Origin of the sequence: Paroceanicella profunda, from assembly GCF_005887635.2 — a bacterium.
GTDB classification, from domain to species: domain Bacteria; phylum Pseudomonadota; class Alphaproteobacteria; order Rhodobacterales; family Rhodobacteraceae; genus Paroceanicella; species Paroceanicella profunda.
Genome location: NZ_CP040818.1, coordinates 2,756,421 through 2,776,741, shown reverse-complemented (window position 1 = coordinate 2,776,741; position 20,321 = coordinate 2,756,421). Strand labels below are relative to the sequence as shown.

Sequence of the window (20,321 nt, the reverse complement as noted above, 5' to 3'; positions counted from 1 at the left end):
CGGAATCTTGCCTATACTGTGTCATCCCTGCACTATCACGACGCGCGGTTGACCGTTCATGTCATGCCGCAAGGAAACCTCGCAAAACCCCGCATTCCGGAAGATTTCCGGAACACTCTCGCCCTGGTCGAATCCGATTTCGAACAGGGCAATTCCACGAGGTGTCAGGATCCTGGCCAGTCCGGTCGCTATCTGCCTGTAGGCGTCAAGGCCATCTCCGCCGGGGGTGAGAGCCATGTCCGGCTCCCAGTCTCGCAATTCCGGGGCAAGCCCCGCCATTGCACTTTGTGAGATATAGGGCGGATTCGCCACAACGCAATCGAATTCCCCGGTGATGCCGTCCAGCCAGTTGCCGTGCTGCAACAGGCTCCGGTCGCAAACCCCTGCCCGTGCGGCATTTTCCCGCGCGATTTCCAGCGCCGGCAAACTTGCGTCCACGCCGAGCCCCCGCGCCTCTGGCCACTCCGCCAGCAGGGTGACCAGCAGGATGCCGGAGCCGGTTCCGAGGTCCAGCACCCGGTGGCGCGGCGGCCCTTCCAGGGCGATCTCGATCAGCGTCTCGGTTTCCGGGCGCGGGTCCAGCACATCGGGCGTCACCCGGAAGTCGCGCCCCCAGAAGGCCCGGCGCCCGAGGATCTGCGACACGGGCTGCCGCGCCAGCCGGGCGGCCAGATAGGCGGAAAACCGCTCATGCTCCTCCGGGCCCGGGGGCGCGGCCAGCTCGGTGGAAAACCGCGCGGCGGACAGGCCGGAGGCCTCGCGCAGCAGCAGGCGCGCGTCCCGCTCCGGCCCCGGAACCCCGGCGTCGCGCAGCGCGGCGATTGCGCGGGCCAGCAGCGCGGCGCGGCTTTCGGCGGTCATGGTTCGAGATGCGCGAGGCGCGCCGCCTGGTCGGCGGAGACCAGCGCGTCCACAACCTCCGCGAGGTCCCCCGCCAGGATCTGTTCGAGGCGATAGAGCGTGAGGTTGATGCGGTGATCGGTCATGCGGCCCTGCGGGAAGTTATAGGTACGGATGCGCTCCGACCTGTCGCCGGAGCCGACCTGCGACCGGCGCTCGGCCGCGCGGCTGTCCGCCGCCTGCTGGCGCTGCCTGTCGTAAAGGCGGGCGCGCAGAACCTCCAGCGCCCGGGCGCGGTTCTGGTGCTGGGATTTCTCCGAACTGGTCACCACGATTCCGGTGGGCAGATGGGTGATCCGCACGGCCGAATCAGTGGTGTTCACGTGCTGGCCGCCGGCGCCGCTGGCCCGCATCGTGTCGATGCGGATGTCGCTCGCGGGGATGTCGACCTCGGTCTCCGCCGCCTCGGGCAGCACGGCCACCGTGGCGGCCGAGGTATGGATGCGCCCGCCGGATTCGGTTTCCGGCACGCGCTGCACCCGGTGTACGCCGGATTCGTATTTCAGCCGCGCGAACACGCCGGGGCCGCGCACGGCGGCCACCACGTCGCGGACGCCGCCCAGCTCTGTCGCGGTCTCGTCGAGGATCTCGAAGGTCCAGCCCTGCGCCTCCGCGAAGCGCTGGTACATGCGCAGGAGGTCGGCGGCGAAGAGCGCGGCCTCCTCCCCCCCCGTGCCGGGCCGGATCTCCAGGATGGCGGGGCGCGTGTCCGCGATGTCGCGCGGCAGCAGGGCAACCCGCATCGCCTGCTCGAGGGCGGGGCGCTGCGCCTCCAGTTCCGCGAGTTCCTCACGCGCGAGGCCGGCCATCTCCGGGTCGTCCAGCAGCGCCCGCGCCGCGGCGGTGTCGTCGAGGAGGGCACGATAGGCGGAAATCTGCTCGGCCACCGGCTTCAGCTCGGCATATTCGCGCGAATAGGACGCGAGATCGGCCGGCGACAGGGCCTCCGAGAGACGGGCTTCGAGATAGGCGAAGCGCTGCGAAATGGTGTCGAGTTTTTCCTGCGGGATCATGCGCAGGAGCATTGGACCGCGGCACCGGAATGGTCAAGCACCCTCGTGGAACCGGCTCCGATGTGATAGCATGGGGTCATGTTGCGAGCGCTCACATGTGCCGTGTTGCTCTGCCCCCTGGCCGTCACGGCGCAGGACCGGGCGCCCGCGCGCCACGTGCCGGACTGCTATTGCACCGACAGCAGCGGCGCCCGCGTGGAACTGGGCGACACCCGCTGCCTGCGGGTGGACGGGCGCAGCTTCCTCGCCCGCTGCGCGATGTCGCTGAACGTGCCGGCCTGGCGGGAAGTGAGCGGCGGCTGCACGGCGGCGCCCACCTCCGGCCTCACGCGGCCGCCGCGCACCGGCTGAGCCGGTCACTCGGCGGCGATGCCGGCCTTCTCCGCCTCATTCTCGGCTTCGATCTGCGCGGCGCGGGCCTCGACCAGTTCCACGATGTGCTCCACCATGCGGGCATTGTCCATCTTGTGGTCCTGCTTGCCGGCCATGTAGACCATGCCCGAGCCCGCGCCGCCGCCGGTGAAGCCGATATCGGTCATCAGCGCCTCGCCGGGGCCGTTCACCACGCAGCCGATGATCGACAGGCTCATCGCGGTCTGGATATGCGCGAGGCGTTCCTCGAGCGCGGAGACGGTCTTGATCACGTCGAAGCCCTGTCGCGCGCAGGACGGACAGGAGATGATCGTCACGCCGCGGTGGCGCAGGCCGAGGGACTTGAGGATCTCGAACCCCACCTTCACCTCCTCCACCGGGTCGGCGGAGAGCGAGACGCGCAGCGTGTCGCCGATGCCCATCCACAGCAGGTTTCCCAGCCCGATGGCGGACTTGATGGTGCCGGAGGTGAGGCCGCCTGCCTCGGTGATGCCGAGGTGGATCGGCGCGTCGCAGGCCTCCGCGAGGCCCTGATAGGCGGCGGCGGCGAGGAAGACGTCCGACGCCTTCACCGAGATCTTGAACTCGTGGAAGTCGTTGTCCTGCAGCAGGCGCATGTGGTGCAGGCCGCTCTCGACCATCGCCTCCGGGCAGGGCTCGCCGTATTTCTCCAGCAGGTGGCGCTCCAGCGAGCCGGCGTTCACGCCGATGCGGATGGAGCAGCCGTGGTCGCGGGCGGCCTTCACCACGTCGCGCACCCGCTCGGCCGAGCCGATGTTGCCCGGGTTGATGCGCAGGCAGGCGGCGCCGGCGACGGCGGATTCGATGGCGCGGCGGTAGTGGAAGTGGATGTCCGCGACGATGGGCACCTCGACCTGGCGGACGATCTCCTTCAGCGCCGCGGAGCTGGCCTCGTCGGGCACGGAGACGCGCACGATGTCCGCGCCGGCCTCGGTGCAGCGGCGGATCTGCTCCACCGTCGCCGCCACGTCCGTGGTGAGGGTGTTGGTCATGGTCTGGACCGAGATCGGGGCATCGCCACCGACGGCGACCGATCCCACGTGGATCTGGCGGCTCTTGCGGCGGTAGATGTCACGCCACGGACGGATGCTGTTGCTCATGTCGGATGCTCTGCTCACGCCGTTGCTGTGCTGCGGGGAAAATAGGCCCGCGGGCCGGCATTGTCACCCCCCGACCGGGCGCGATCACTCGCTGGCGGGCAATGCCGCGTTCTTGGCCACCGGCGTATCGGGGATGGTGCCGACGCTGGCCTGCGGCCAGGAGGCCTGCACGTCGTTCGCGACCAGCGAGACCTGCTTGGCCACGCCCGTGCCCTTGCCCAGCGGCCCGAACACCTTGGCGCCGACGCGCAGGTAGACCGCGCCTGCATTCCCGGCGCGCAGCAGCGGCCCGTCGAGATCGTCCGGCACCTGATAGCTCTCACCGGGGCTGAGGATCTTCTCGAACATTACCGTGCCGTTGGGCAGGTAGACGCGCACCCAGGCATTTTCCCGCGCATAGACCGACACTTCCGGCGCGGCGACCGGCTCCGGTGCAGGGGTCGCGGCTTCGGCCGCGGCCACCACCGTCTCGGGAAGCCCGGGCAGCGGCGGATCGCCGGCATCGGCCAGCGCCCCCGGCATGCCGGGAGCACCGGGCAGGATGTGCGGCGCGAAATGGCCGATGCGATTGGGGTCGATGGCGGCAATGGGGCCGTCACGCGGCTCGATCTTCGGCGCTTCGAGGCGGGGCGCGTAGATTTCGGAGAGGGCGATGTCGCGCTGGCTGGTGGCCGAGGGCGCGCCGGAGGCGCTGTCCACCTGCTCCGGGGCGATGGGGGTGCTCAGCTCGTCCAGCACGTCCGGGGCCTGGGCGATGGGCGCGAAGCCGATGCGCTGGATGTCCTTGAGCAGGTACCAGCCGCCGTATCCGAGCCCGGCAATCAGCAGCGCCAGCATCAGGACGGAGCCGAGGCCGGAGAGCGCGGCAAAGGAAATGTCCGGTGCCACGGGGCGGGCGAACCGGGATTTTCGCAGCATCTCGTCGGAGATCGAGCGCGCGGAGCCGCCGGAGCTTGCAGGGCGGTTTCCGGACATGCCGGCGAGGTCGGAATTCACCCCGCGGAAGCCTGATTCGTCGCGGAAGCGGCAATAGGTCTCTTCGGCGTCGAGCCCGAGGTAGCGCGCATAGGCGCGCACGTATCCGGCGATGAACCCGCGATTCGGGAACACGGATGCGTCGCAATTCTCGATCGCGTCGATATAGGCGGCCTTGATCTTGAGATCGCGCTGCACGTCGAGCAGCGACTTGCCAAGCGAGGCACGCTCTCCCCTGAGCTCATCACCCAGCCGGAGCTCATAGGAGTCAAACCCCTGAAGGGCTATGACGCTCTCGTCCCGCATCCTGCGCTCATCGCCTCGCGCAGGCCCGTAGCCTGCGCCTTTGTTATTCCGGTTGAGAAGCCCTCCATACAGGCTTTCCCGGCTGTTTCGCAACTAAGCTTAGCACAGATCTGGCGAATTTCCGGAACTTTCCCACAAGAGATGGAGATCCCGGACGTATCGGCGAAAAACCGCCGTGACCCGCTGCGAACCGGCGGATTCACGCCCCGCATCCGCCTCCCGATGCCCCGGTGTCCCGCCCCCGGCCCGGGCGTGGGAGGCCGCAGCGCGCGCATGGCCTGCCGCCTTCAGTAGATGTAGCGAATCTGATCGCTCCAGTAGCGCTCGATCCGCTGCATCGCGAGGTTCATTTCCGTCACCGTTCCGCCGTCCAGCCGGCCTTCGCGGAACAGCCCGTCCGCGTGCCGGCCGAAGAGGTCGGAGACCACCTTGCGGATCCGCGCGCCACGTTCGGTGAGCCGCACGCGCACCGCCCGCCGGTCCATGTCACAGCGCTGGTGGTGCATGTAGCCCGCCTCGACCAGCTTCTTGAGATTGTAGGACACATTCGAGCCCTGGTAGTAGCCCCGGCTCTTGAGTTCCCCGGCCGTCACCTCGTTGTCGCTCATGTTGAACAGCAGCAGGGCCTGAACCGCGTTGATGTCGAGCACGCCGAGGCGCTCGAATTCGTCCTTGATCACGTCGAGGAGGAGCCGGTGAAGGCGCTCCACCAGGGACAACATGTCGATGTAGCCCTCCAGCGACACCTTTTCAGGCGTCGTATCCGAGCCCTTGATAGACGACAGGAACGACATTCCGCTTTCTCCCCGCTTGATGCTGACGAGGAAACACTGAGGCAGATCCCGAAATTTTCGGTTAATGACGGAACAAAATGTTCCTATTTTGGTCCCATGCCGTCGCGGATTTCGGCCACGATGCCCGCGTGGGCTTCCGGCACCGGGGCGCGGCCGGTGACCCAGAGGAAAAGGTCCTGGTCGTTCTCCTCCAGCAGGCGCTCGTAGCCGGCGAGGCGCTCGGGCGCGAGGCTGGCGAGACGGGTGTCGGCAAAGCCGCCGAGGATGATGTCCATCTCCTTCATGCCCCGCCGCCAGCTGCGGATCCGCAGGCGCTTGAGGGTGATTTCAGTTGAATCCATAATCCTGCTCCCAGAGCCGGGCCGCGCCACGCACGCCCGAACTGTCTCCATGCAGCGCCTTGCGCAGATTGATCTTCGCGGAATCGGCGAAGACATGCGGCATCATCGCCGCGGGCACCTCGGTATAGAGATGCTCCATGTTCGACAAGCCGCCGCCCAGCACGATCACCTCCGGGTCGATGATGTTCACGATCATCCCCAGCATGCGGGCGAGACGCTGGACATGGCGGTCAAGCGCCGCGCGGGCCTCGGGGTCCCCCGCCTCGGCCAGTTCGACGATCTCGCGCGATTTCGGCGCCTCGCCCTGCGCCAGGGCGCGGGCGAAATCCTGCGCAAGTGCCGGGCCGGACAGCCACATTTCCAGGCAACCGTGCCGCCCGCAGAAGCAGCGCGGGCCGTGCAGTTCCTCCGGCGTGGTGGCGATGAGCGGGATATGCCCCCATTCGCCGCCGATGCCGTTGTAGCCTTCCAGGATCCGGCCATCGATCACCGTGCCGCAGCCGACCCCGGTGCCCAGGATCACGCCGAACACGGATTTCGCACCCTTCGCCACCCCGTCGAGCGCCTCGGAGAGAACGAGGCAGTTCGCATCGTTGGTCACCCGCACCGGGCGGCCGAGCGCGGCGCCGAGGTCCAGGTCGAAAGGGTGTTCGAACAGCCAGGTGGCGTTGCCGTTGCGCACGAAGCCGGTGTGCGGCGAGATCGAGCCCGGGATGCCCACGCCCACCGGCGCACCGGCGGCGCCCGCGGCGGCCTCGACCGCGCGCACCAGCTCCGTCACGGCGCGCACGGAGCCCTGGTAGTCGCCCCGCGGCGTCGGCACGCGCATACGGCCGCGCTCCTCGCCGGTCTCGGTGAGATATACCGCCTCGATCTTGGTGCCGCCGAAATCAACCCCGATGCCCACTCTGCTCTCCCTTCACTCACTGCTCCGCGGCCCGGCCGGCTCCCTGCCGGGGGATGCCCTCCTGCGTCCGGGCGGCGGAGCGGGCCGCGCCCTTCCCGCACACTTGTCGCGCCGGGCGCCGCTGTCCAGATCTGTTGCACCGCGCCGCGCCGTCCGCCGGTCTTGCGCCTGTCAGCCGGGGATCCTGCGCAGCAGCCGCGCAAGCCGCTCGGCCAGGCGGAGCTGCTCGATGCGGATGGCTCGGATCTCCTGCAGCAGCGGGGCCGGAACCCCGTCCGCGCCGTCCGCCTCCACCGAGGGGGCCTCGCCCTCGCCCGTCATCAGCCAGACCAGCGAGACATTCAGCACCCCGGCGAGCATCTGCAGCTTGTTGGCGCGCGGCTCGGAGCGATCGGCCTCCCAGTTCAGGATGGTCTCGGTCTTCACGCCGAGCTGGCGCGAAAGTTGCGCGACGCTCAGCCCCAGGGCCTCGCGCGCGGCGGTCACCCTGTCGCCGAAGGTGGCGGCGCCGTCGGTGTAATCGTCCGTGCCCCAGTCTTCCTCGGAGGTCATTCGCGAACCTTTCTGGTCGTTTCATCCCGGGCGCTCTCCCTAGCATGCGGGGGCGCGGGAAAAAAGCGCCGCTCCCGCACCGCTCCGGCGCGGGGGTGCGATTTTCCCGCCCCGCGCGGCGATTCGCGCCGCCCTTCGGCTTGCCGTCCTGACGTTGCGGCAGTATTGCTGCGCCATTCCTGACCCATCCGGAGCATCCGATGACCTTCCTTTCGCAAAGCCTCGCCCGCGTGAAACCTTCACCGACCGTGGCGGTCACCACCAAGGCGGCGGAGCTGAAGGCCGCCGGCCGCGACGTGATCGGCCTGGGCGCCGGCGAACCCGATTTCGACACGCCCGAGAACATCAAGGACGCCGCCAAGCGCGCGATGGACGAGGGCCGCACCAAGTACACGCCCCCCGACGGCATCACCGAGCTGAAGCAGGCGATCTGCGCCAAGTTCGCGCGCGAGAACGGCCTTACGTACCAGCCCAACCAGGTGACCGTGGGCGTGGGCGGCAAGCACGTGATCTACAACGCGCTGGTGGCCACGCTGAATCCAGGGGACGAGGTGATCATCCCCGCGCCCTACTGGGTGAGCTACCCGGACATGGTGCTGTTGGGCGGCGGCACGCCAGTGATCGTGGAAGCCGGGCTGGATCAGGGCTTCAAGATCACCCCCGAGCAGCTCGAGGCCGCGATCACGCCGAAGACCAAGTGGCTGGTGTTCAACTCGCCCTCCAACCCCACCGGCGCCGGCTACACCCGCTCGGAGGTGAAGGCCCTTACCGAGGTGCTGATGCGCCATCCGCATGTGTGGCTGATGGCCGATGACATGTATGAGCACATCGCCTACCCGCCCTTCGAGTTCTGCACCCCCGCCGAGGTGGAGCCGGGCCTCTACGAGCGCACGCTCACGGTGAACGGTGTCTCCAAGGCCTACGCGATGACCGGCTGGCGCATCGGCTATGCCGCCGGCCCGGTGGAGCTGATCACCGCCATCCGCAAGCTGCAGAGCCAGTCTACCACCAACCCGTCCTCGATCTCGCAATGGGCGGCGGTGGAGGCACTCAACGGCCCGCAGGACTACATCCCGATGAGCCTCGCGCATTTCCAGCGCCGGCGGGACCTCATCGTCGGCCTGCTGAACGACTGCGCGGGCATCGAGTGCCCCACCCCGGAGGGCGCCTTCTACGTCTACCCCTCCATCGCCGGGGTGATCGGCAAGAAGACCCCCGCCGGCAAGGTGATCGCCACGGACGAGGACTTCGTGACCGAGCTGCTCGAGGCCGAGGGCGTGGCGGTCGTCCATGGCGCGGCCTTCGGCCTCAGCCCGAACTTCCGGGTGAGCTACGCGACCTCGGACGAGAACCTCATCGAGGCCGCGCGGCGCATCAAGGCCTTCTGCGCCAGCCTCTCCTGACCCCTTGCGGAGGCAGGCCCCGGCGGCCTGCCTCCCCCCCTCCCGCCCCGCGAAATACCACTTGCGCCCGGCCTCCGGCGCTGTATGTTGCGCGACAAGGCGGGTGTAGCTCAGTTGGTAGAGCATCAGCTTCCCAAGCTGAGGGTCGCCGGTTCGAACCCGGTCGCCCGCTCCAAATATCCAGATATTTCAATGCGTTGCGTGCAAGCCCTTCGGGGCGGCGCGGGCGTGGACGGAACGAACGGGTGCAGGGCTGCAACGGATTGCATGATGCCACCCGCACTCCGCCCACAGTGATCCGTTCGACGATCTCGATTCGTCTTTTCGGCCATTGCATCGCCCTGCACGCGCAAACCCACCCCTTCTCCTTTCGCGGAAGGTCCGGGAGGCGGTGACCCGGGGCGTCGCCCTTCCCCTACCCCGCAACGAACAGATCTCCTCGCCAGCGAGAGCAGACGGGGCCTCGCGCCATTGACACGCGGTGAGGGGGAATGAGATCCGGCACCACAGCATGATCACCCTGCGGCCGGCCGCGCCCTTGGCTTCGCCCCACCCCGCCGTGCTCCGCCGGGAAGCTCAGCCGGACACCGTTCCGCCGGGCAAGTGTGGCAATTGGCTCCCCACTCCGCAGCGTTTGAACTGCCATGTCCCGGCGCACATGCTCCGCCGCCGGGCCCCTCGCGCATCAGCCGGCCAGTCGCGCTCTCCCCACCCTCATGGACGGGGGCCAGGGGCCGCCCGGGCGCACCCGTCGCCGCGCGGTCCGGGCGCTTCATCTGTCCGCCCACCTGTCTCCCATGCCGGTGGCCGACAGGGTGGGAGCGGCGCCCCCCAGGGGACGGCCTGCCGCAACGGCGGCACGAGGCAGGTCCAGCCCGCTTCGCTGTCCACACAACACCCATGGATCGCGCGGTGCGCGGCGGCGGGCCGTCGAGAACGGAAATGTCCCTGCCGGGCGGCAGAGGGCGCGGTGATTGTGTTGCGAATGTCATGTTCCAATGACAGTATTCCGCCATTATGACGGGCCGTATTTCGGGAGACGCCGGGGTTTCATGCACAAGACAGCAGTATTCGCCGGCGCCATAGCGCTGTTTGCCGCCGGCACCGGGGCTGAGGCTTTCGAGGTCGCGCAGTATTCGGGTTTCGTCGACGGCTCTCTGGAGACGATCCGCGCTCACATGGCCGCCGTCGCGCCCGCTGCCACGGTGACGACCGACCGTATCGATTTCAGCGACTACGGCGATGCCGATGGCGAGTTTCCCGAGACGCTGCCGTTCCCGGCGGCGGGCGGCTACACCGGCAATGACGGCGTGAACGACACTTTCGTGCTGCGCGCCACCGGAACCTTCATGACCGAAAGGCCCGGCCGGTTCGTGTTCAAGACCCGCAATGACGATGCCGTCTTCCTGCTGGTGGACGGGCAGCCCGTCATCGCCGATGGCAATTTCCACCCGCCCACCGAGAACTGGGGGGAGATCGCGCTCCGGCCCGGCGCCCACAGCATCGAGCTCTATTTCGTCGAGGTGTCCGGCGGCGGGCTGATCGAGCTGTCGAACGAGCGCCCTGAGGGCGGCTACGATCCGGTGATCGAGGGCGGCATCCTGGCCCCGAAATATCCCGATGCCCCGGCCGGGGCGCCGGCGGTCGCCGGGGCGGATGGCGGCCTGCCCGCTGCGGAGCCAACCTCCGAACAGTCCCCGCAAGAGCCTGTCGCCGCCACGCCCGAACCGGCGGCACAGCCTGAGCAGACCATCGGCATGTGGTTCCAGCGTTTCAAGGTTCAGGGCGGCCTGCTGACGGCCTCCTTCATCTCGTCGCCCGAAGCCGCGCTGCTGTCGCTGTCCAGCGGCGGGGCGGTCAATTGCCATGCCGTGTTTGCTGCGGCCGAACGGTTCGCGCAGATGCGCGAAGACGGCAACGACTGCAATCCGGCCGGCACTTCCTTCGTCATCGACGGGCTGGACGGCGAGGGCAGGCTGGCGATCAGCGGCAGGGTGGGTGACCTGGACCTGACCCTGCCGCTGCCACGCCTGACCGGGCCGGAGGTGACGACCTCGACCATGCCGGCGAGGCCGCTCGACCTTGCGGGCGTGACGCTGGCCCCTCGCCTGGGCGAAATGATGGCCCGGGTCTCCGCCAATTTCACGCCCGCGGGCGATCCTGCGCCGCAAAGCGCAATTCCGAAAGATCCTGTCGCCTCCTACGAACCTCATCCGACCGATCCGGCCTGGACGACCGTCAGCACCAGCCTGGCGGGCCCCTATCTGAGCTTCTCGACGCCGGATGCCGAACCGGATGATCTGCGCGTCTATCCCGAGAACGAGTTCCTCATCCTCAGCCGGGATCCGTCCGGCTTCCAGCCGGACAGCCGGCCCTGGGGCCTGGTGCGTATCTGGATCCCGGTCGAGGCGGACCGGGTGACGGCCGAGACCCTCCATGCCGCGCTGGAGCGGAAATATGGTCCGCCCTCGCGCACCCGGACGCTGGGCGCGGGGCACGGCGGGCGACTGGCCTGGTCCTTCGACACTGCGGGTGGGCGTCTGGATGCGGCAGCGTCCGACCGCTGCAGCAACAAGTATCCCGGTGGGACAGACACAGGCGCGCTCCATTACGCTGAACTGGGCGATCTGGGCGGCAGGCTGCCCGACCTCGAATTCCCGACGCGACAAGGCTGCGGCCTCCAGTTCGTCGTTGGCCATCCCGCCTACAGCCGCCCGACCGACACGCTGGCGGCCGTGAGCTTTGCGCTCTACGATCCGCAGGATGTGCTGGCGCGGCGCTGGTCGGATGAACTGGCGGGCCTGGCCTGGCAGGTGCAAAACGCCCGCGACAGCATCGCCACCGCAACGGCCGAACGTGTTGCCCGTGACGGAAAGCAGCCCGACCTGTAGGCCGGAGCAGCAAAGCCCTGGCCGTACGCGCGTGGCAGTCTGCCGCATGCGCCGCCCGGTTCCGATCCATCCGCGCCTCGGGCCCCTGCTCGATATGTTGCCGAACACGGTGCCGGGCCCGCATGCTGCCACGGTCGTCTCCGGCACCTGCCGTCGGGGACGGCGGGAAGCGCGCGGCAGTGTCAACCGCGCGCGCCTTGCACACCTCGCCCCCCCGACAGGATGGCTGGCCGTCCGCTCGGGGCGCCTGCCGGTCCCTCGGGGCTGGCGAGACGGAGGGCGGGCCCGGCCGCGCCCCGCCCTGACATCATCCGGACCGCTTCTCAGGCCTTGATGATCCCGACCTCGATCATGCTCCGCGCGGCCGCCTCGATCGCATCGGCCGGCGGTCGCGGCTGCCACCCCAGGAGGCGCCTGGCCTTCTCGCTGCTGGCGGACAGATCGATGCCCAGCAGAGGAAGAAGCGCCCGTGCCCTGGGATCGGTTTCGGCAGCGGCCCGCATATCCGCGTCGGGAACCTCCCTGGTCGACACCCTTCGCGCCTGGTCGCCGAGGCGTTCCGTGACGATCCTGGCCACGTCGACGAGCCAGAGCGCGTCGCCCGCGGTCGCGAGGAAGCGTTCGCCGGCCGCGGCCGCAGCGGTCATCGCCCGCAAGTGAAGGTCGGCCACATCGCGCACGTCGACGAAACATGACCGGATCCGCGGCTGGCCGGCCTGCCCTTCGATCATGCCTTTCAGCATCATCAGCGAATGCGACGTGTCCGGCCCCAGTGCCGGCCCGAGGACGGCGGTCGGATTGACCGTCGCAAGTTCCATGGCACCGCCCTCCCTCGCGATGAAATCCCACGCGGCGCGTTCCGCAAGCGTTTTGGATTTCTGATAGGGAGCGATGTTGCCGTTCAGATCGCTCCAGTCCTCCTCGGTGAAGGGGCGGCCGGGGCTGGCCCTGCCCGCGCCGATGGCTCCGAAGGCGGAGGTGAGCACGACACGTTTCACGCCGGCGGCGCGGGCGGCGCGGAGCAGCCGCACATTGCCGTCCACGGCCGGCCGGATCCAGTCATCTTCGCTCGCATAATGCCCCGAGGGGGTCGAGGACGCACTGTGAATGGCATAGGCGCAGCCCTGCGCGGCCTCGGCCCATCCTTCGTCCTTGAGCAGGTCGGTCTCCACGAAGCTCAGTCGGTCTCCCGGCTCGGCACCGCCATGAGCCAGATAGGCGCGAACCTCGTCCGCACGGCCGAGCGAACGGATGGCGGTGCGCACCCGGAAACCGGCGGCGAGCGCGGCGATGATCGTGTGCTGGGCGATAAATCCGGTCGCCCCGGTGATGAGGATGGTGTCGTCTGGCATGGCTGCTCCCGAAGCGCGTTGGTGTCGTCGCTCAGGAGATAGGCAGGACTCTCGGATTCCGAATGCTTGAACGTCCACGAGATGTACGCGACAGTCCGGGATGCCCGCTGATGTTCTGTCCGAAATTCTGCGCCTGGCGACGGTGGAAACGATGGTGACCGGCGGCTTCGACGCTTCGGCACCATGGGCCCTGCGGTTTCCCGCCCCCAATTCGATCAAGTTCTTCGCCCTGACGAAGGGCGCATGCTGGGCCCGGATCGACGGAGAGCCGCCGCTGCGCTTCGAACAGGGTGACGTGGGGCTGCTGACGGCGCGACGGTCCTACACAGTGTCGAGCGACCCGTCGGTGGCACCGCTGGACGCGATGGAGCTGTTTTCCGGGCGCGGCCGCTCGTTCGTGACCTTGGGCGACGGACAGGATTGCAGCTATGTGGGCGGCCACATCCTGCTCGATCCGACCAGTGGAACACTCCTGTCGGAAGCGCTGCCGCCATGGCTGCGCATCGAGGGTGCGCGCGAGCAGGCGGCACGGTTTCGCTGGTTGCTCAGCGAACTGGTGAGCGAACGCAAGCAGCGCCTCCCGGGTGGTGCCCTGGTCGCGTCGCAACTGGCACAGTTGCTGTTCGTGCAGATCCTGCGGGCCCAGTTGGGCGGTGGCGGCCGCATCCCGCCGGGGTGGTTGCGCGCGCTGGGCGATCCGCGCCTGGCGCCGGCCGTTGAGCTCATGCATGACGAGCCGGCGCGCGCGTGGCATCTCGGGGAGCTGGCGCGGGCCTGCGCGATGTCGCGGTCGACCTTCGCCGCGCGCTACACCGCGCAGGCCGGTATCGCGCCGCTCGGCTATCTCGCGCGCTGGCGCATGCACCTCGCCTGCAGGGCGCTGCGCGACGAGGGGCTCTCCGTCGCTTCGGTTGCTGCCCTCACCGGCTATGCGTCGCAAGGGGCGTTCAGCACTGCCTTCAAGCGGATGACCGGGCTTTCGCCCTCGCTGTGGCGCGAACGGCACGCGGGAGGCGACGCCGACTGAGGCCGGATCGCCGCGGGCGTGTCCCCCGCCCGACCGCTCACGAGGTCACCACGACCATCTCCAGGCTGCCGGCCTCGGCCGCTGCCGTCATCGCCCGATCGAGATCGGGCAGCGCAAAGGCCTGCGTGGCGATCGCGTCGAGCGACAGACGACCCGAGCGGACCAGGGCGGCAAGGCGCAGATGCGCATCGGCCGGATGCATGAAATTGCCGAGCACCTCGAGGGTGTTGAACATCATCTGCAGATAATCGAGCGGGAGCGGCGCATGCGCACTTCCCGTCATGACGAGCCGGCCGCCCCGGTGAAGCGCGCCCAGGGCGGCGCGCGTCGACCCTGCGTCGGAGGCGCCCCCGATCATGTCCAGCGCGAGAGGAGCGCCTCCGCCGGCGGCGTCGCGCAGACGCGCGGTGTCGGCTGCCACATCGCCGGTGAGCGCCACCGGCCTGACCAGAGGGCCCGCCGCCTCGGCGAGCCGGCGCAGAACGTCGCCGTTGCGCCCCGCCGCCACGACCCGTGCGGCGCCCATCGCGATGGCAACGAACACCGCCGCCGTTCCATAGGCGCCGGTCGCGCCATTGACGATCACCGTCTCTCCCGCCGCCAGGCGCCCACGGAGCAGCCCGCCATAGGGCACGACCAGCCGTGTCAGCACCGCAAGCCGAACCGGATCAAGATGGTCCAGCCCCTCCAGCGGCGTGGCGAGGTGCGCGGGGACAAGCGCATATTCGGCCAGAGTGCCGTCCTTCCAAGATGCCTGCAGCGCATCTCCGGCTCCGCCCGGAGAGGTCACGCCGAGGAGGATCTGGCCCGGCTTCTGAACATTCTCGCGCGCGACCAGATGCGACGAGAGGATGACCCGCTGTCCCGGTCCCAGATGCCAGACATCGTCCCCCACCGCTTCGATGATGCCGACGCCGTTGCCGCCGGGCGTAAAGCCCTCCGGGGCACGGTAGGCCGGCAACGCGCCTTCCAGATAGGGCCTCAGGTAGGACATCAGCGACTGGGCCTGGAGGCGGACGAGCACGCTGCCGGGGCGCAGCGCGGGCACGGCACGCTCGACAAGGCTGAGCGTGCCGCCGAGGCGGTCTATCCTCCAGGCTTTCATGAGCTTTGCCCCTGTCGACGCGCGGACGCGGCTTCGAAGTACTCGACGACGAGACCGTCGGGATGGCGCGCCAGCAGGTTGGCCCCACCGGTGACGGCACGTGGCGCGCGCAGGATTCCGGCGCCCCTGGCTGTCAGCCAGGCCGCGGCCTCGTCCAGCGCATCGACATAGAAGATCGCAGCGACCGGCCGCGCCGGGGCGAGCTGCTCTTCGGTGCCCGACAGAAGCAGGACTCCCCCGATCCGGGCGACCCTGACGCCGGTCTCCGCAATCGTCAGGCGGCGGGCGCAGGCGACCCCCTGCAGCGCCTCGTAGAAGGCGATGGCTTCGTCAAAATGGTCGGGGTCTGCATGGACCCGAAAGCAGTGTTCCAGAATGCGCATGAACGGTCCTCGTGGTGAAGGTCCCGAGCATTCTTGCGGTTCCGCCCTGCATTTCCATAATGCGGGCACCATGATTCCTATTCAATCGTCCGAACTTCGCGCGTGCGACCCGCTGAGCGACATGCTGGCCCTTCTTGACGTGCGGAGCTTTCTCTCCCGCCGGATCGAGGCATCGGGGCCCTGGGCCCTGCGCTTTCCCGCCTATCGCCACATGAAGTTCGGCGGCGTGATCGAGGGCACGCGCTGGCTGTGGACCGAGAGCGGAGCCGGGATGCTGGAGCTGGAGGCGGGGGATTTCTATCTCCTCACCGATGGTGGGCCGTACTGCTTTGCCAGCGACCGCGACGCGGTGCCGATGGACGGTCTCGGCGTCATGGACAGGCACTTGCAGGCCGATGGCGTGGTGCGTTTCGGCAGCGGCGCGCCGCGAAGCGTCGGGGTTGGCGGCCGTTTCGTGCTGGATGACGAAACCTCTGGCCTGCTTCTGTCGATGCTTCCGCCACTCCTTCATATCCGGGGAAGCGACCCACAGGCGGGGGCACTGCGGGCCGCCCTGGCGCTCATCACCCACGAGACCGAAACGCGACGCCCGGGCACCGCCGCCATCGGCAGCGGGATCTGTGCCATCATTCTGGTCAACATCCTGCGCCTCCACCTCGCCGGCGGCGAGCGGCCGTCCGGCTGGCTGGGTGCGCTGAACGATCGTCGGGTCGGGGCGGCGATCCGGGCGATGCACTGCGACCTCGCCCGGCGCTGGCGGGTGGCGGAGCTCGCGGCAGCCGTCGGCATGTCGCGCACCGCCTTCGCGGACCGGTTCAGGCGGCTCGTCGGCCTCGCACCCCTCGAATATCTGATCCATTGGCGCATGATGAAGGCGCGCGAGGCGCTGAAGCGGGAGAGAGCGCCTCTCGCGGACATTGCCGCAGCCATCGGCTACGAATCGGAAACCGCCTTCAGCCTGGCCTTCAAGCGAAAGTTCGGCGAGAGCCCTGGCCGCTACCGGAAGCGGCAGCAGCAGGTGGTGGCGCCTCAGGTCGACTGAACCGCCACCGGGGCTCCAGGCGCCGGGCCCCGCAGGCCCGGAGAGCGGCCGCGAGCGGCGCCCGGAGCGTCTGGGGTCCCCCTCAGCCGTTGAGGGTGCGGCCGCCGTCGACGACGATCTCCGTGCCGAGCGTCCAGGCGGACTCGTCGGAGGCGAGGTAGAGGATGGCGCTTGCGATCTCCTCCGGCGCGCCGAGACGGCCGAACGGAATCGTCGCAAGGATGTCGGTGTCCACTTGCGCGCGATACGCCTCCGGAATGCCGAGCTTGTCATAGAGCGGCGTGTCCACCGGGCCGGGGCTGACGGCGTTGAATCGGACACCGCGCTCCAGCAGTTCTGTCGACAGCGTTTTGGCCATGTTCAGAAACGCCGCCTTCGTGGCCGCGTAGACGGAGGATCGGGCCGCCCCGACATGGGCGTTGATCGAGGTATTGAGCACAACCGACGCCGGCTTTGCGAAGACCGGCACCAGCGCCTGAACGAGGAAGTAGGGGCCCTTGACGTTGATCGCGAAGGAGCGGTCGAAGGCCTCCTCGGTCCAGTCCTCGATCGGTTGCCAGACGGATACGCCCGCGTTGAGAAACGCGACGTCGAGATGACCGAACTCGGCGGCGACCGTTCGGGCCAGCGCGCGCTGGGCGTCGACGCTGGCCGAATCCGCGCTGAGCACGGTGACATCCGGGCCGAGCTCGGCCTGTGCCTTGGCCAGGGTGTCCGGATTCACTCCGGTAACGATGAGGCGGGCGCCCTCCTCGAGGAAGCGCCGGGCGGTGGCCAGGCCGATGCCGCTCGTGCCGCCAGTGATCAGGACGCGTTTGCCGGAAAGACGTGACATGCGGGTTCTCCTTGGCTCGCGGGACCAGCCAGGGCGGCTGCTCCTCACGGTCCGACAGATGGACCTATACGCTCTCTGGCATAAGCCGGCAGTTTCGCATAATATCAATACAGTGAGTGTATATATCGGAATGCCATGGACCGTTTCCTGCTGATGCAGTGCTTTGCGCGGACCGCGGAGATGGGCAGCTTCTCGGCGGCGGCGCGGGATCTCGGGCTGAGCCAGCCGAACGTCAGCCGATACGTGGCGGCGCTCGAAAGCCATCTTCACCGCCGGCTTCTGCAGCGATCGACCCGAAAGCTGCATCTGACCCCCGAGGGCGAACGCTACTACGCCGAGGCCCGCCGCATACTCGATGCGGTCGCCGAAGCGGAATCCTCCCTCCGGAGCGAAGTCGCACCCGCCGGGCTGCTGCGCGTTGCCTGCCCGACCGCGCTGGCGCATGAGTTCGTGATGCCGCTGGTTCCGTCCTTTCTGCGGGCGAACCCGGATCTCGAACTCGACCTTCAGATCTCCGATCGCTTCGTGAATCTGATCGACGAGGGCGCCGAGCTTGCGCTGCGCATCGGCGAGCTGAGCGACAGCGCATTGCGGGCGCGGCGCATCGGAGTGTTCAAGCGCGTGTGTGTGGCCGAGACGGGTTACATTGCGGCGCGCGGCACACCGCACACGCCTGAGGATCTCGGACAGCACGATTGCATCGTCTACTCCCTCCTTTCCACCGGCGCCGTGTGGCGCTTCTCGAGGATTGAGGTGCCTGTCTCGGGCCGTCTCCGCGTGAACTCTCCCCAGGCCGTGCGAGAAGCCGCTCTGGCAGGGCTCGGCGTCGCCCTCGGGCCGTCCTGGCTTTTCGAAGACGGTCTCAGGACCGGCCGGCTCCGGCGCGTGCTTCGGGGGTATGAGGCGCCGCCGGTTCCCATTCACATGCTCTACGTCGCGAACCGGCTGCTTCCCCGCCGGGCCGTAGCCTTCATGGACTTCATCGCCGATGCCTTCAGCAGGGTGGAGGCGCTGAACGCGACGGCGTAGCCCCTGAGCGCCTCCCCCCGCATTGCGGCCGGCCTGCAGGGGAACCGACCCCGCGTCGGCCGGGGCCGAGGGCACCCGCACGGCAGGAAACGATCCGAAGCCGGCCGCCGGCGCGCATCAATATGGGGAAACGAAACGTCATGTTCCGGCCGGCGACATCGCGGTGGAAGAACACGGCCGCAACCGCGCCATACGGCCAGCAAAGGGCAGCGCCGGCCGGTATCATCCGGGCCCCCTGTCCGACCGGTGTTGCCGGCTTTGCAATGTCTCGCAATCTTCCATGGTCCACGGCGCGCTGACCTGCGGTGCAAACCCGCCTGCAGGCGACCGACCGGCCGATCTCCCGAAGCACAGGATCGGCGCTAGGATCCGCGCGCGTGCCCGGTCGCGGGCCGAAGGCGTCACGATGCGGCGGCCCGGGGGCGCGCCGCCTGATCTGCGTCGCAAGCCCGGACGCCGGCCCCGCACTCGCCTCTGCGGCCGGCCCGGCTGGCGTCTCGAAACGCCCCTTCCCGGCCATTCTGCCCGCCCTGGGCCGGGGTGCGGCCGGGCGGGCCGGCGCGCTGTCGGCTCGGGGGAACCCGCCCTGCCGGCGTCAGAGACCCGCGGAATTCAGCAGGGCCATGTCATCCGCTGTGAGTGACAGGTCCGCGGCGCGCGCGAAGCTCTCCACCTGTGCGGGCGTCGTCGCACTGGCGATGGGCGCCGTCACCCCGGGATGCGCCATCAGCCAGGCGAGGGAGACATCGGCCGGCTGTGCGCCCTGCCGCTCCGCCACGGTGTCGAGCGCGGCGAGCACGCGCAGGCCCTTCTCGTCGAGGTATTTCTCCACCGAACTGCCCCGCGCACTCACGGAGAGGTCCGCCTTCGAGCGGTACTTGCCGGACAGGAAACCGGAGGCGAGGCTGAAATAGGTCACCACTCCGATCTGCCGGGCCACGCAGAGCTCCTGCAGCGCGCCCTCGAACCCTCCGCGGTTGTAGAGGTTCAGCTCCGGCTGCAGCACCTGATAGGCCGGCAGGCCAGCATCGGCGGCGGCCAGCGACGCGGCAAGCTGCCCGGCATCGAAATTCGACGCCCCGATGGCGCGGATCTTTCCGGCCCTCAGCAGCGTGTCATAGGCGCCCAGCGTCTCCTCGGGCGGCGTATCGTCCGGCCAGTGGGAGAAATAGAGATCGATGCTCTCCACCCCGAGCCGGCGCAGCGAATCCTCCACAGCCTGCAGGATCCAGCGCCGCGACAGGCCCTTGCGCTCCGGTGCGCCCATCGCGGAGCCCACCTTGGTGAACAGCACGATCCGCTCGCGCATGCCGGGCCGCGCCTTCAGCCACCTGCCGAGGATGGTCTCGGATTCGCCACCCGAATTGCCCGGAGCCCAGGCGGAATAGACATCGGCGGTGTCGATGGCGTTGAACCCGTGGTCGACGAAAGCGTCGAGCACCTCGAAGCTCCGGGCCTCGTCGGCGGTCCAGCCCAGGACGTTGCCGCCGAAGACCAGCGGGGCAATCTCAAATCCCGTCGTGCCGAGCGCGCGTCTGATCATCGCGGATCTCCCTTCCTCAAACTGTTGCGAGGACAGGCAGATCAGGCCCGGCGCGCGGCGTCAACCATTGCCGGGGCCCGCGGGCACATGCCCCGGCGCCCGGCAGGGGACGGGCTCAGACGCCCTCGATGATGATCAGGTCGCGCTCGGAGGCGCCGCGCGCATGCGACAACGCCTCCTGGTACTCGGGCGAGCGGTAGCAGGCCTCCGCGGCCTCCACCGAGGGAAAGCGCGCCAGCACGTTGCGCGCGCGCGCCTGGCCCTCCAGCGAGACATACCGCCCGCCACGCGCGAGAAATGCGCCGCCGTGCAGCGCGATGGCCGGGCCGGCCAGTTTCGCGTAGCGGCCGTAGGCCTCCTCGTCGGTGACCGCGACATGGGCGATCCAGTATCCTGCAGGCATCAGCGCTTCTCCCCTTCCTGTGATGTC

At 68.8% G+C, this 20,321-nt stretch carries 20 protein-coding genes and 1 tRNA gene; 7 read left to right on the top strand and 14 right to left on the bottom strand.

Annotated features, from left to right (window positions below):
- Window positions 1-21 precede the first annotated feature (21 nt).
- Complete coding sequence (gene prmC, locus FDP22_RS12345) at window positions 22-861, bottom strand: peptide chain release factor N(5)-glutamine methyltransferase (RefSeq protein WP_138578881.1); 840 nt, start codon at window positions 859-861, stop codon at window positions 22-24.
- Window positions 858-1,913 (bottom strand): peptide chain release factor 1, encoded by a 1,056-nt coding sequence (gene prfA, locus FDP22_RS12340; protein ID WP_138578962.1) that lies wholly within the window; start codon window positions 1,911-1,913, stop codon window positions 858-860. Before prfA ends, prmC begins: the two co-directional genes overlap by 4 nt.
- Before the next feature lie 78 nt (window positions 1,914-1,991).
- On the opposite strand from prfA, the gene FDP22_RS12335 reads away from it, so the two are divergent.
- Window positions 1,992-2,264 carry a hypothetical protein gene (locus tag FDP22_RS12335; protein ID WP_239031764.1) on the top strand — a complete coding sequence of 91 codons (273 nt, stop codon included), beginning with the start codon at window positions 1,992-1,994 and terminating at the stop codon, window positions 2,262-2,264.
- A 5-nt stretch (window positions 2,265-2,269) separates the two neighbouring features.
- Here FDP22_RS12335 and ispG read toward each other — a convergent pair whose 3' ends face one another.
- From ispG to FDP22_RS12305, 6 genes are all read right to left on the bottom strand, one after another.
- Window positions 2,270-3,406, bottom strand: coding sequence for a flavodoxin-dependent (E)-4-hydroxy-3-methylbut-2-enyl-diphosphate synthase (ispG, locus tag FDP22_RS12330; RefSeq protein ID WP_138578883.1), 1,137 nt, complete (start codon window positions 3,404-3,406; stop codon window positions 2,270-2,272).
- Window positions 3,407-3,490: 84 nt separating this feature from the next.
- Entirely contained in the window at window positions 3,491-4,687 is a 1,197-nt protein-coding gene (locus FDP22_RS12325) for a helix-turn-helix domain-containing protein (RefSeq protein ID WP_138578885.1), read from the bottom strand.
- A gap of 287 nt (window positions 4,688-4,974) precedes the next feature.
- Complete coding sequence (locus tag FDP22_RS12320; RefSeq protein ID WP_138578887.1) at window positions 4,975-5,481, bottom strand: MarR family winged helix-turn-helix transcriptional regulator; 507 nt, start codon at window positions 5,479-5,481, stop codon at window positions 4,975-4,977.
- A gap of 83 nt (window positions 5,482-5,564) precedes the next feature.
- A complete protein-coding gene (locus FDP22_RS12315; protein ID WP_138578890.1) occupies window positions 5,565-5,822 on the bottom strand; it encodes a succinate dehydrogenase assembly factor 2 in 258 nt (85 codons plus the stop codon).
- Window positions 5,809-6,729, bottom strand: a complete 921-nt coding sequence (locus tag FDP22_RS12310; protein ID WP_138578892.1) for an ROK family protein — start codon at window positions 6,727-6,729, stop codon at window positions 5,809-5,811. The genes FDP22_RS12315 and FDP22_RS12310 overlap by 14 nt, the downstream gene beginning before the upstream one ends.
- Window positions 6,730-6,900: 171 nt before the next feature.
- Entirely contained in the window at window positions 6,901-7,281 is a 381-nt protein-coding gene (locus tag FDP22_RS12305) for a helix-turn-helix domain-containing protein (protein WP_138578894.1), read from the bottom strand.
- Window positions 7,282-7,481: 200 nt separating this feature from the next.
- Between FDP22_RS12305 and FDP22_RS12300 the strand changes: the two genes are divergently transcribed.
- From FDP22_RS12300 to FDP22_RS12290, 3 genes are all read left to right on the top strand, one after another.
- Window positions 7,482-8,684 (top strand): pyridoxal phosphate-dependent aminotransferase, encoded by a 1,203-nt coding sequence (locus tag FDP22_RS12300; protein ID WP_138578896.1) that lies wholly within the window; start codon window positions 7,482-7,484, stop codon window positions 8,682-8,684.
- A gap of 99 nt (window positions 8,685-8,783) precedes the next feature.
- Window positions 8,784-8,859: transfer RNA gene (locus FDP22_RS12295), tRNA-Gly, on the top strand.
- Between the two features lie 877 nt (window positions 8,860-9,736).
- On the top strand, window positions 9,737-11,575 hold the full coding sequence (locus FDP22_RS12290) for a PA14 domain-containing protein (protein ID WP_170317678.1): 1,839 nt from the start codon (window positions 9,737-9,739) through the stop codon (window positions 11,573-11,575).
- Between the two features lie 323 nt (window positions 11,576-11,898).
- Here the strand turns inward: FDP22_RS12290 and FDP22_RS12285 are convergent, their stop codons facing one another.
- Window positions 11,899-12,927, bottom strand: a complete 1,029-nt coding sequence (locus tag FDP22_RS12285; RefSeq protein ID WP_138578900.1) for an SDR family oxidoreductase — start codon at window positions 12,925-12,927, stop codon at window positions 11,899-11,901.
- 100 nt (window positions 12,928-13,027) lie between these two features.
- On the opposite strand from FDP22_RS12285, the gene FDP22_RS12280 reads away from it, so the two are divergent.
- A complete protein-coding gene (locus FDP22_RS12280; RefSeq protein WP_138578902.1) occupies window positions 13,028-13,954 on the top strand; it encodes an AraC family transcriptional regulator in 927 nt (308 codons plus the stop codon).
- 37 nt (window positions 13,955-13,991) lie between these two features.
- Here the strand turns inward: FDP22_RS12280 and FDP22_RS12275 are convergent, their stop codons facing one another.
- On the bottom strand, window positions 13,992-15,059 hold the full coding sequence (locus FDP22_RS12275; protein WP_138578904.1) for a quinone oxidoreductase family protein: 1,068 nt from the start codon (window positions 15,057-15,059) through the stop codon (window positions 13,992-13,994).
- Entirely contained in the window at window positions 15,056-15,442 is a 387-nt protein-coding gene (locus tag FDP22_RS12270) for a VOC family protein (protein WP_138578906.1), read from the bottom strand. Before FDP22_RS12270 ends, FDP22_RS12275 begins: the two co-directional genes overlap by 4 nt.
- Here FDP22_RS12270 and FDP22_RS12265 point away from each other — a divergent pair.
- Window positions 15,435-16,484, top strand: a complete 1,050-nt coding sequence (locus FDP22_RS12265; protein ID WP_205910780.1) for an AraC family transcriptional regulator — start codon at window positions 15,435-15,437, stop codon at window positions 16,482-16,484. The genes FDP22_RS12270 and FDP22_RS12265 overlap by 8 nt on opposite strands.
- 82 nt (window positions 16,485-16,566) lie before the next feature.
- Here FDP22_RS12265 and FDP22_RS12260 read toward each other — a convergent pair whose 3' ends face one another.
- Entirely contained in the window at window positions 16,567-17,319 is a 753-nt protein-coding gene (locus FDP22_RS12260; RefSeq protein WP_138578908.1) for an SDR family oxidoreductase, read from the bottom strand.
- A 135-nt stretch (window positions 17,320-17,454) separates the two neighbouring features.
- On the opposite strand from FDP22_RS12260, the gene FDP22_RS12255 reads away from it, so the two are divergent.
- Window positions 17,455-18,348 (top strand): LysR family transcriptional regulator, encoded by an 894-nt coding sequence (locus FDP22_RS12255; RefSeq protein WP_138578910.1) that lies wholly within the window; start codon window positions 17,455-17,457, stop codon window positions 18,346-18,348.
- 595 nt (window positions 18,349-18,943) lie between these two features.
- Here FDP22_RS12255 and FDP22_RS12250 read toward each other — a convergent pair.
- On the bottom strand, window positions 18,944-19,891 hold the full coding sequence (locus FDP22_RS12250) for an aldo/keto reductase (protein ID WP_138578912.1): 948 nt from the start codon (window positions 19,889-19,891) through the stop codon (window positions 18,944-18,946).
- Between the two features lie 115 nt (window positions 19,892-20,006).
- On the bottom strand, window positions 20,007-20,294 hold the full coding sequence (locus tag FDP22_RS12245) for a DUF1330 domain-containing protein (protein ID WP_138578914.1): 288 nt from the start codon (window positions 20,292-20,294) through the stop codon (window positions 20,007-20,009).
- Window positions 20,295-20,321: the final 27 nt, after the last annotated feature.